This window comes from Bacillus sp. SYZHCR11 (assembly GCF_057196865.1).
Genome location: NZ_JBXUND010000001.1, coordinates 958,955 through 970,236, shown reverse-complemented (window position 1 = coordinate 970,236; position 11,282 = coordinate 958,955). Strand labels below are relative to the sequence as shown.

The 11,282-nt window shown below is 46.5% G+C and carries 13 protein-coding genes and 1 riboswitch; of the genes, 12 read left to right on the top strand and 1 reads right to left on the bottom strand.

Going from position 1 to position 11,282, the window contains the following annotated elements; all coding sequences use genetic code 11:
• The first annotated feature begins 125 nt into the window (after positions 1–125).
• From AC2CGA_RS04170 to AC2CGA_RS04140, 7 genes are all read left to right on the top strand, one after another.
• Positions 126–1,163, top strand: coding sequence for a YkvI family membrane protein (locus AC2CGA_RS04170; protein WP_003154681.1), 1,038 nt, complete (start codon positions 126–128; stop codon positions 1,161–1,163).
• Between the two features lie 97 nt (positions 1,164–1,260).
• Positions 1,261–2,382, top strand: a complete 1,122-nt coding sequence (locus AC2CGA_RS04165; protein WP_139885245.1) for a hypothetical protein — start codon at positions 1,261–1,263, stop codon at positions 2,380–2,382.
• A 108-nt stretch (positions 2,383–2,490) separates the two neighbouring features.
• Positions 2,491–2,535, top strand: a riboswitch (PreQ1 riboswitch).
• Positions 2,536–2,631: 96 nt separating this feature from the next.
• Complete coding sequence (gene queC / locus AC2CGA_RS04160; protein ID WP_003154679.1) at positions 2,632–3,291, top strand: 7-cyano-7-deazaguanine synthase QueC; 660 nt, start codon at positions 2,632–2,634, stop codon at positions 3,289–3,291.
• Positions 3,292–3,732, top strand: coding sequence for a 6-carboxytetrahydropterin synthase QueD (gene queD / locus AC2CGA_RS04155; RefSeq protein ID WP_003154678.1), 441 nt, complete (start codon positions 3,292–3,294; stop codon positions 3,730–3,732). It abuts the gene before it with no gap.
• Entirely contained in the window at positions 3,725–4,456 is a 732-nt protein-coding gene (queE, locus tag AC2CGA_RS04150) for a 7-carboxy-7-deazaguanine synthase QueE (protein WP_014304903.1), read from the top strand. Before queD ends, queE begins: the two co-directional genes overlap by 8 nt.
• Positions 4,457–4,473: 17 nt before the next feature.
• Positions 4,474–4,968, top strand: coding sequence for a preQ(1) synthase (gene queF / locus AC2CGA_RS04145; protein WP_003154673.1), 495 nt, complete (start codon positions 4,474–4,476; stop codon positions 4,966–4,968).
• A 357-nt stretch (positions 4,969–5,325) separates the two neighbouring features.
• Positions 5,326–5,601, top strand: coding sequence for a DUF3219 family protein (locus tag AC2CGA_RS04140; RefSeq protein ID WP_014304904.1), 276 nt, complete (start codon positions 5,326–5,328; stop codon positions 5,599–5,601).
• 72 nt (positions 5,602–5,673) lie between these two features.
• On the opposite strand, the gene AC2CGA_RS04135 is transcribed toward AC2CGA_RS04140, so the two are convergent.
• Positions 5,674–5,859 carry a YkvS family protein gene (locus AC2CGA_RS04135; RefSeq protein WP_003154669.1) on the bottom strand — a complete coding sequence of 62 codons (186 nt, stop codon included), beginning with the start codon at positions 5,857–5,859 and terminating at the stop codon, positions 5,674–5,676.
• Positions 5,860–6,022: 163 nt separating this feature from the next.
• Here AC2CGA_RS04135 and AC2CGA_RS04130 point away from each other — a divergent pair, with 163 nt between their 5' ends.
• From AC2CGA_RS04130 to AC2CGA_RS04110, 5 genes are all read left to right on the top strand, one after another.
• On the top strand, positions 6,023–6,217 hold the full coding sequence (locus AC2CGA_RS04130) for a hypothetical protein (protein ID WP_003154667.1): 195 nt from the start codon (positions 6,023–6,025) through the stop codon (positions 6,215–6,217).
• Positions 6,218–6,489: 272 nt separating this feature from the next.
• Complete coding sequence (locus AC2CGA_RS04125) at positions 6,490–7,113, top strand: cell wall hydrolase (RefSeq protein WP_003154665.1); 624 nt, start codon at positions 6,490–6,492, stop codon at positions 7,111–7,113.
• Between the two features lie 115 nt (positions 7,114–7,228).
• Entirely contained in the window at positions 7,229–8,569 is a 1,341-nt protein-coding gene (locus AC2CGA_RS04120) for a polysaccharide biosynthesis protein (RefSeq protein ID WP_484480132.1), read from the top strand.
• Between the two features lie 62 nt (positions 8,570–8,631).
• The gene (gene stoA, locus AC2CGA_RS04115) at positions 8,632–9,126 is read left to right on the top strand and encodes an endospore biogenesis thiol-disulfide oxidoreductase StoA (RefSeq protein WP_275591288.1); all 495 of its coding nucleotides are present in this window, start codon (positions 8,632–8,634) and stop codon (positions 9,124–9,126) included.
• A 242-nt stretch (positions 9,127–9,368) separates the two neighbouring features.
• Positions 9,369–11,282, top strand: coding sequence for a heavy metal translocating P-type ATPase (locus tag AC2CGA_RS04110; RefSeq protein ID WP_044053151.1), 1,914 nt, complete (start codon positions 9,369–9,371; stop codon positions 11,280–11,282).

Here is an 11,282-nt window from a genome sequence, read left to right as displayed (position 1 = left end):
TTGCTTAGAGGAGAGAGCTGAATCTGTTTTTTCCGGGGAAGGACGATTTGTTCGTCTTTTCGGGAGACTTGTCTCATAAGCATATATAAAGGCCTGGACAAATCTGCGTTTAGCCGGAGGGTGAAATGGGACAAACAAAAGGTTCTGCAAGTCAGCTTGCATTTGTATACGTAGGCACGGTTGTAGGAGCCGGTTTTGCCACGGGACGGGAAATCGTTGAGTTTTTTCTGAAGTTTGGCTGGATCGGTCTGTTCGGTATCGTGGTAAGCGGTCTGATGTTTACATATTTAGGCGCCAAAATCATGATTATTTCCAAACGGATTCATGCAGCATCTTATCAGGAATTGAACACATATTTATTCGGCCAGTCCATCGGCCGCGCCGTGAACATGTTTATGATGTTTATATTGCTGGGAGTGACCTCTGTCATGCTGTCCGGAGCCGGAGCGCTGTTTCATGAACAGCTTGGCTGGCCCGCACAAGCGGGGATCCTTCTGACGATCGTACTGAGCTTTGCCGTCATGACAAGCGGTGTTAAAGGTGTGTTCGGCGTCAATATATTGGTTGTGCCGCTTTTAATTTCTTTCTCTTTTATCGTGACAGCTGATTCATTTGTATTTACAAGCACGAGAAACGCGGACGAATGGGTATGGCCTGACAAGTGGAACTGGCTTTTGTCCGCCGTCTCTTACGGCGCGTTAAATTTATCGCTCGCCCAAGCCGTCCTTGTGCCGCTTGCGAACGAAATGTCTTCAGAGAAGGTGATCAGAAGAGGAGCTTATATAGGCGGCGTTCTGTTGACACTGGTGCTTGCCGCGAGCTTTTTATCATTATCGGTGCTGCCGGATGTGCTGGAGTTTGACATTCCGATGGCTCAAGTTGTCTATTCGTATTCGCGTTCGCTTCATATCATTTATTTGTTTATTATTTTCGGGGAAGTGTTTACGTCGGTTATCGGCAATTTATACGGATTGGAAAAACAATTAAACAGTTTTCTTCATATAAAAAGTACATATATTTACGGCGGCATTTTGGCGTTTGCTTTCATTATCAGCCAAATCGGTTACGGACAGCTGATTTCCACCGTTTATCCGGTGTTTGGGTATGTGAGCCTCGCTTTCATCGGCGCATTGATTTGCAAAAAAATCCCGAAAGATAAATAAGGATATAAGGAAAATGTCTGTATATTTTGGGAATTCTCCTTCTTTTTTCCTGCCATTTCTGTATAATGAATTGGGAAATGATGGGGAGGAGTAAGAGATGAAGGATCGACGTGTATTATTGGGATTTATTTTTATTTGTATCGGCATTACGTTTTTTTTACAGAAGGCGGGAGTTATACATATATCCGCAGGTTCGGCGTGGCCGTTTCTTTTCATTATAATGTCCGCAGGGTTTCACGCCGGATTTATTTTTGCGAAAAAAACGCCTGAACAGGCGGGACTGCTCGTTCCCGGCGGTATGTTTCTTGTGCTGGGCTGCCTGTTTTGTTTTGAGACCGCAACGGGATGGACGTATTCAGGCGTGACGTGGCCTGTTTATATATGGGCGCCTGCTCTCGGTCTGTTTGAGCTGTGGTATTTCGGCGGGAGAAAGATCGGCGTATTGATTCCTGCTTTTATCCTGACAGCCGCGGGAGCACTATGCTTTGCCGGTATGCTGATGACGGGGCTGTGGCCGCTTTTGATCATCGCAGCCGCGCTTTTGTTTCACGCCGCTGCCTTTATGCAGCCGAAAAAAAGATCGGGCCTTCTTATTCCGGGCGGCATTTTGCTTGTGACGGGCGGCTTGTTATGGTTTGAAACGCTGACGGATTGGACATACGCAAATGTGACATCTCCTGTTTACCTCTTTGCCGTTGCATTCGGGCTGTTTGAAGCCTGGCTGTTCGGCAGAAGGCAAAGAGGGCTTTTGACTGCTGCGGCGGTTCTGTGCGCCGCGGGCATTTTCGGCATATTCACCAATGTAAATGAAGTCATCAGCGAACGCGGCTGGCCCGCTCTCATTCTGTTGCTGGGCGCCGCTTTTCACATTCCGATTTTCGGCCCGAAACCTGTCAAAAACGCGGGGCTTCTCGTACCGGGCGGCATCTTATTGATTACGGGGATCTTGTTTGTCTTTGAAACGGCAACTAATTGGTCTTACTCCGATGTGACATGGCCTGTTTACCTGTTGGCAACGGCATTCGGTTTATTTGAGCTGTGGCTGTTCGGCGGGAAACAGAAGGCGCTGCTCATCCCGGTTGCGGTGCTGACCTTGACAGCACTTTGCTTTATGATGACGTATCAGCCGATCATTCCGGTTTCTGTTTTCTGGCCTGCTTTATTTGTTCTGATCGGGATTGCGCTGATGGCATTTCCGGGGAAGAAACGCGGGGCTTAAACCCGCTTTTGCAGCCTGACACAGGGTTCAGGCTGTTTTTTTATTGTCACGGGAAACAACATTATGGTATGATAGCAAAAGTGAAAAAAGAAGAAAATCCGTATTGATGCGGGAGAGGTTCTAGCTACACCCTCTATAAAAAACTAAGGACGAGCTGTATCCTTGGATACGGTTTTTTTATGTTTTTTAGGGCGCCTTCTCCGAAAAAGGCGCTTTTTTTATGGAACGATAGATAAGGGAGAGAAAGACATGAAAAAAGAAAAAGCAGTTGTGGTGTTCAGCGGAGGCCAAGACAGCACGACTTGTTTATTATGGGCTTTGCAAAACTTTGAAGAAGTGGAAACCGTTACATTCCATTATAATCAGCGTCACCAAGAAGAAATCGATGTGGCAAAATCGATTGCCGAAAAGCTCGGTGTCAAAAACCACTTGCTTGATATGTCTCTTTTAAATCAGCTTGCGCCGAATGCGCTGACAAGAGATGATATCGAAATTGAAGCGAAGGACGGGGAATTGCCGACAACCTTTGTACCGGGACGCAACCTTGTATTTTTATCCTTTGCATCGATTCTTGCATATCAAATCGGCGCGCGCCACATTATTACCGGTGTTTGCGAGACTGATTTCAGCGGCTACCCGGACTGCCGTGACGAGTTTGTCAAATCCTGCAACGTCACCGTCAACTTGGCGATGGAAAAGCCGTTCGTCATTCATACGCCCCTTATGTGGCTGAACAAAGCAGAAACGTGGAAACTTGCGGATGAGCTCGGCGCGCTTGATTTTGTAAAGAATAACACACTGACTTGCTATAACGGCATCATTGCGGACGGATGCGGCGAATGCCCGGCATGCCTGCTCCGTAATAAAGGATATGATGAATATATGAAAATGAAAGGAGAGCGGAACTAATTGCTTTCTCAAATTTACCCGCAGGTTCAGCATCCTTATTCGTTTGAGTTGAATAAGGATATGCACATTTCAGCCGCGCACTTTATTCCCCGCGAAAGCGCCGGAGCGTGCAGCAGAGTCCACGGGCACACGTATACAGTAAATATTACAGTTGCGGGGGATGAACTGGACGATTCAGGCTTTCTCGTGAATTTCAGCGTGCTGAAGAAATTGGTGCACGGCGCTTATGACCATACATTGCTGAATGACCATGAGGAATTTTCTGATGATGACAGATATTCACTGCCGACGACCGAGGTCGTGGCCAAAACGATTTATGATAAGGTGCAGTCCTACCTCGAAACACTGGAGAATCAGCCGGTCTGCGTGCAGGTTTTTGTCAGGGAAACCCCGACAAGCTATTGCGTATACCGCCCGAAAAAAGGTGATAGGAATGGCTAAAGGAATTCCGGTATTAGAAATTTTCGGACCGACGATACAAGGGGAGGGCATGGTTATCGGCCAGAAAACCATGTTCGTCCGCACGGCGGGCTGTGACTACTCCTGCAGCTGGTGCGACTCCGCTTTTACATGGGACGGATCAGCCAAAAAAGATATCCGCTGGATGACGGCGGAAGACATTTACCGCGAGCTGAGAGAAATCGGCGGAGACGCCTTTTCTCATGTCACCATCTCAGGAGGAAACCCGGCGCTGTTAAAGCAGCTTGACGCGCTGATTCTGCTGCTGAAAGAGCACGGGGTGCGCGCCGCTTTAGAAACGCAGGGAACAGTCTATCAGGATTGGTTCACAATGATTAACGACCTGACGATTTCACCGAAGCCGCCAAGTTCGGGGATGACAACCGATTTTGCAAAGCTCGATCACATTATGTCTTCGCTTGATGCGGCAGAAAGGCTTAACGCGGTCAGCTTAAAGGTCGTCATTTTTAATGATGAAGATCTGCAATTCGCGAAAACCGTGCACAAGCGGTATCCGAATATCCCGTTTTATCTTCAGGTCGGAAACGATAACGTCCATACGACGGACGACCGGGCATTGATCGCACATCTGCTCGGAAAATACGAAACACTCGTTGATAAGGTTTCAGCCGATTCGGATCTGAATCTCGTCAGAGTCCTGCCTCAGCTGCATACGCTGCTTTGGGGCAATAAACGGGGAGTTTAATAGAAAGGGAGATTTATATGACAAGAAAAGAATCAGAATTAGAAGGAGTTACGCTTCTGGGGAATCAAGGGACAAACTATTTATTTGAATATGCGCCGGAGGTTTTGGAATCATTTCCGAATAAACACGTGAACCGTGATTATTTCGTTAAATTCAACTGCCCGGAATTTACGTCGCTTTGCCCGAAAACGGGACAGCCGGATTTTGCAACCATCTACATCAGCTATATTCCGGATGAAAAAATGGTGGAAAGCAAATCGCTGAAGCTGTATCTTTTCAGCTTCCGCAACCACGGAGACTTCCACGAGGACTGCATGAACATCATCATGAATGACTTGATCGAATTAATGGACCCCCGCTACATTGAAGTATGGGGCAAATTCACGCCAAGAGGCGGAATCTCCATTGACCCGTATACAAACTACGGCAGACCGGGAACAAAATACGAAAAAATGGCCGAACATCGGATGATGAATCATGATATGTATCCGGAGACGATTGATAATCGTTAATTTCAGACGGAGTACGGACTCGGACTATAACCTAAATACCCCCGCCTTTTAAGCGGGGGTATTTTTCGTCTCTGCCACGCAGCCAAAAAGGTGCATGATATTCGCACAGAACTTCTATAAGGAAAAGAGAGATCATTTGGAGAAAAGAAAAAGACGAGTAAACCCGGGGGGAGTGTACTCGCCGCTTCAATACGTGACGGGTGCTGGATGGCAGCTCGTCTGTTTCATTATAAAATAGGGAACGTATGTTTGTAAAGGGCTGCGCTGTTTTTTCTTATTCGGAGCGGATCAATTGTAAAGGAATGGTCAGCATGGTAGCAATGGTAGCATGTCCTGTAAAAAGAAGGAGTGTTCGTTATGGAGCCGTTAGAGTTAAACGGTGTAAGGCTGAAAATGTATGATTGTAAAGAAAGTGCGGGTAAAAACGGCCGTATGATTTCATTCGTATTGAAGGTGACCTCTGAAACGTATCATGATATTGCCGTCCTTTTGTATGAAAAAACATTTGACATCAAGGCGCCCGAGCGCGGGCTTGAATTCCGCGGTAAAATAACCAACTACTATACATCCGTCACAAATCTTTACAATAAAGATGAGACCGGTGATTTTTTTGTGGAAATGACCGAGATCTGAATTCATTTGAAAAAGCTGCCGGGCGGCAGCTTTTGTGCGGGATATGTAAATGGTTCGGATTGTTCGGGGGGTTTAATAGGAGTCTCTGATGATTTTATAATTCTTATGGTTGACGACAGTGAGGGAATCTAATTCAAGGTCACGATAATTATCCATGATGGTTACATCAACGATGACGGAGTTTTCATTTACTTTTTCAACAATACCGGTTAATCCGTTTTTAAATTCAATGACGTTTCCAACCTTAGCAATTTTCACGAGCTTCCTCTCCTTTATCATAAATCCTGTTTGAAAATATTTTGCAGTATTTTCTTTAAGAAGTAAAGCGATATGGGTATCAGCCCGCTCAATCATTGTCCCGGCGGGGGAAAGATGGTATATTGTTTTTCGGGAAAAAGCCGAGAAAAGGAGGCTGTATTTGTTGCTGCCTGAGGAAATTTCAGAACGTATCAACCAAATGCGCATCGGTGAAATCAAAGAATTCAGGGTGCAGAAAGAACATTTTCTTGCATTTCGAGCAGTTTTGTCGAAGCAGGAAGATTTTAAGCATTTCCGCGGTATTGCCCAGCAGGGCGGAGATGTTATCTTCCAGTATTTAGAACAGCCAAGAAGCTGACGGCTCCTCGCACTTGAGGAGTCTTTTTTTGTTTTCGCTGCTTATTTCATCTGACTGTAACAGATGTAAACAAAATGTAAAATCCCTCCGATGGATACTTTTACTGCTATTTGGTTAATGTTGTGAAAATGACGGCTGTTTTCCTGCCAATAACAAGGCTGTTAACAAACTTCTTCCATCATAAAAGCTGATTGGGAGCATTGGAAAATCTTTAACCGTGAATTTGCGTACAGCTCTTGTTAAGGTAGTGAAGTATTTAAGGAGGAAATCGTATGACGACAAAATTTGCTGCCTTGGCTGTCTTTTTTCTATGTTTTATGCCTGCATCAAAAATTGAACATACAGAAGCTCTGTTTACTTTTGCGAAGAAGCCAAAGCAAGAACCCAGCACACTGGTTGCTGATTTAAATAAAAAAAGCCCGGTTCCGAAGCTCTCAGAAACGGATCATAAGCACTCTATCCAACCGATAAAGCTGTCATCTCACCAAGAGAAGAAAGCAAAACCGGACGAGACGGCTTATCAGCCGCCGAAAAAAACGTATTCCCGCGCTGACAGACAGCTCCTGTCACGTCTCGTTCACGCAGAAGCGAAAGGTGAATCTTATAAAGGGAAGGTTGCGGTAGCCAGCGTAGTGCTGAACCGTACTGAAAAAAACGGTTTCCCGGATACCATTCGGGGCGTGATCTATCAAAGGAATGCATTTGAACCGGTAGCAAACGGAAGCATTAATCAAAAGCCGGATAAGGATTCCATCGCCGCCGCAAATGAGGCGCTAGACCATCCGGGCAGAGAAACGAACGCGTTGTTTTTCTACAATCCGAAAACGGCATCTGACCACTGGATCCGTTCCCGAAAAATTATCGAACGGATCGGCAGACACGTATTTGCGATGTAAGCATAGCGGGATCAAAAATATCCCCGCTATGCTTTTTTCAATTTTGAGAAATCGAAAATATTTTCAGAACTTGTCTCATATGATGATGGAAGAACGTGAGACAAGGAGAGACACCATGAATCGATTTGTGAAAGGGATCATTCTTTTATCCATCGCCGCCTTTTTCGCGGAATGTCTGGAATTTGTCGTGAATATGATACTGGCGCGGGAGCTTGGCGAGCATGGGATGGGGCTTTACATGAGCATTCTGCCCACCATTTTTTTAATTATCGTGATCGCCAGTCTGGAGCTTCCGATCTCTATTTCAAAATTCATCGCGGAATCCAATCAGAAGCTGCATGAAAGCATGCTTCGGCATGCCTTCAGAATGACCGCCGTTTTTACCGCGTTTTCAACCGCGGCCGCAAGCATCGCGCTGCCGTTCATTCCTGTATTCGATACGTATCACCCGTTTATTAAAGGGATTGTCATCGGGCTGATTCCAGTCGTCGCTTTTACATCCATCGCCAGAGGTTATTTTATGGGTGTGCAGCAAATGGGGAAAATCGCGGTTGCGAATGTCTTGAAAAAAATCATTCAAGTGCTTTGTCTGTTTATCTTTTTTCAATGGTACTCTTTTGAAATTGATATGGCCGTGCTTATTTCGTTATGTGTGCTGGTCGCAAGCGATGTTGTGGTGTTCGTTTACTTGTATACGCAGTTTATTTTGGCGCGGAGGGCGCTTTCCGGCCATCAGCACATTCATCTTCGCGGGAAAGACGTGCGGAAACGCCTCCTGGCCGTATCCATCCCGACAACGGGACTTCGTATATTTCATGCGGTGACAAACGCAATTGAACCCTTCTTGGTTAAAGGAGCGCTGCTGGCGTCCGGGGCAGCCGGGACCGCCGCGATTGATCAATACGGAATGCTTGCCGGTGTAGCGATGACAATCGGTTCGTTTCCCGCATTTATCGCCCATTCGCTGATGGTCGTTATGATTCCCAGCATTTCAGAAGCGTATGCGCTGTCCCAATATGATATTGTGCTGAAACGGCTGAGACAAGCGATTTTTATTACATTCGGCTACGGCATTCCGACGGTCTGGGTCATGTTTCAGTTCGCGGGCCCGCTGACCCATTTGTTTTTTCAGTCTCCGGAAGCGCAGTATTATTTGCAGCTTTTGTGGCCGTTTTTTCTTTTTCATCTGTTTGTGATGCCGCTTCAGGCCTGTCTGATCGGCATCGGCCACGTGAAAACGGCGTTTTATCATAACGTATGGAGCAGCATTGTAGGTCTTTCAATGATGTATGTGCTCGGTTCTATGCCGGAATTGCAAATGCTCGGCATTATACTCGGTATGAATACCGGCATGATTCTTCTGACAAGTTTACATTACGTGACGATCTGCAAAGACCTCGGTGTCTCCGTGTTTTTGACGGGCGGCGGAAGAACAGCTCCCCGGATCGAAAGCTGAAAAGGCTGATACATTTCAATAAGGAAGGGCAAGCTATCCGAAACGCGTGAAAGGAAGATCATATGCATAAAAACCGCCTAATTGTATGTGCAGTCCTTTTGATAGCTGCCGCCGTCTGGATGCCTGAAGCAAAAGCCTCCTCAGAAAAACAGGCAGTTCCCGCCGTGTTTCTGATGAAGACGATTGAAGGAGACGAAATATCGATTCCGAATAAAGGGCAGAAAACGATTTTACATTTTTGGACATCGTGGTGTCCGCCGTGCAAAAAAGAACTGCCGCAATTCCAAACCTATTTTGAACAGCATCAGTCCAATGATGTAAGCCTTGTAACGGTAAATTTGATGAATGCCGAGCGAAATAAAAATACCGTTCAAAACTTTGTCACTCAGCACCATCTCACATTCCCGATTGTTCTTGACACGAAAGGCGAGCTTATGGAGGAATACGATGTCATGACGATTCCTACGTCATTTCTGCTGAATGAAAAAGGAGAAATCGAAAAAAAGATCGTCGGTCCGATGACCGTCTCACAATTAAAAGAATGGTCAGAGAAATAAAAAGGTGCGGGAGGAATTCCTCCCGCACCTTTTTTGCATATAATGAACAGCTGAAGAAACGCTAATGATAATTATTATCAAAAAGAAATTAAAACAATTATAATTGAAATCTTCCGCCGGCATGCTATAATAAAGAAAACACTGCGATAACACTGTGAAAATGCTGCCTGTCAGGCGGCTGTTTTACTTTTATCGGGGAATTGAAGATGATTTGCGTTCTCAATTAGAGAGGAGAATTCATAATGAATGAACAAGTGATGACACAAACCCATTCACAACAGCAGATACAAGAAGAGCGGGCCGGAAAAAGGTGGCTCCAGCATGCAGAACTCATTGCGGCGCTCGTATCCGGCGTCCTTATTCTTGCGGCCTGGTTTTTTACCGAAACAAAAGGCCTGTCCGTCACTTTGTATATCCTTGCCTTCCTGATCGGGGGATTTGCAAAAGCGAAAGAGGGAATTGAGGATACCATTGAGACGAAGGCGTTAAATGTGGAACTGCTGATGATATTTGCGGCTGTCGGCTCCGCCCTGATCGGTTATTGGGCGGAAGGCGCAGTTCTTATCTTTATTTTTTCGTTAAGCGGCGCGCTCGAAACATATACGATGAATAAAAGCAGCCGTGATTTAACATCCTTGATGAAACTGGAACCGGAGGAAGCGACCCTGCTTGCGGACGGACGGGAAAAGCGGGTGCCGGCTGCTGAACTTAAGATCGGTGACATGATCGTCATTAAGCCAGGCGAACGCGTAGCGGCAGACGGGATTATTGAGTCTGGCGTGACGAGCCTCGATGAATCGGCGCTGACGGGTGAAGCGATGCCGGCGGAAAAAACAGCAGGAGATTCTGTGTTTACAGGAACGGTAAACGGAAACGGCTCCTTAACGGTCCGTGTGACGAAAACAAATGAACAGTCTTTATTCAGAAAAATCATCCGGCTGGTAGAATCAGCCCAAAACAGCGTGTCACCGGCTCAGGCATTTATTGAGCGATTCGAAAGTGTCTATGTCAAAGGCGTGCTGTTAGCCGTGGCTGTGCTTTTATTCGTTCCTCATTTCGCTTTAGGCTGGAGCTGGAGTGAAACCTTTTACCGGGCGATGGTGTTTATGGTGGTCGCCTCCCCGTGCGCGCTTGTCGCTTCTATTATGCCCGCTGCGCTTTCTCTTATCTCAAATGGGGCCCGCAACGGATTATTGGTTAAAGGAAGTGTGTTTTTAGAGCAGCTGGGAAGCGTACGGATGATCGCATTTGACAAAACCGGCACGGTCACAAAGGGACAGCCGGCAGTCGCGGCATTTCAAGCAGCGGAAAATGTGAGTGAAGATGAGATCATGCAGGCGGTGTATGCGATAGAAAAGCAATCAAGCCACCCGCTTGCAAAAGCGATAGCTGAATTTGCCGAAAGCCGGGGCGCCGCGCCCGCAGGCCATCTATCGATTGACGAGACGTCCGGATTCGGTGTTCAGGCTGAAATAGAAGGCGTCAAATGGATGGTCGGAAAAGCGGGATTTGCAGGTGAACATGCGGCAGATGCTTTTTTGCAGACATCGGGAAAAGAATTAAAGGATAAAGGCTTTACACTGGTTTTTGTTAAGAAAGATGACCGGATTGCGGGCTGCTTCGCCTTAAAGGATCAAATCCGGCCTGAAGCCAAAGCCGTGATGGCTGAGCTTGAATCACTGGGCATTCAAACAGCCATGCTCACCGGCGATCAGTCTGAAACTGCGGCTGCCATCGCGAAAGAGGCGGGCATGACGACGGTTGTTGCCGATTGTTTGCCGGACCAAAAGGCAAAAGAAGTGAAGAAGCTGAAAGAAACGTACGGCACAATCGCCATGGTCGGAGACGGCATTAATGACGCGCCTGCTCTGAAAACCGCTGACGTCGGTATTGCGATGGGCGGGGGCACGGACGTGGCTCTAGAAACGGCTGACTTAGTCCTTATGAAAAATGATCTTCACAAGCTTGTGAAAATGTGCAGACTCTCAAGGAAAATGAACCGGATTATTAAGCAGAACATTGTTTTCTCGCTCTCAGTCATCTGCCTTTTGATCTGCGCTAACTTTCTGCAGGTGATGGAACTGCCGTTTGGCGTAATCGGGCATGAGGGGAGCACGATTCTGGTCATACTGAACGGACTGAGATTATTAAAATAA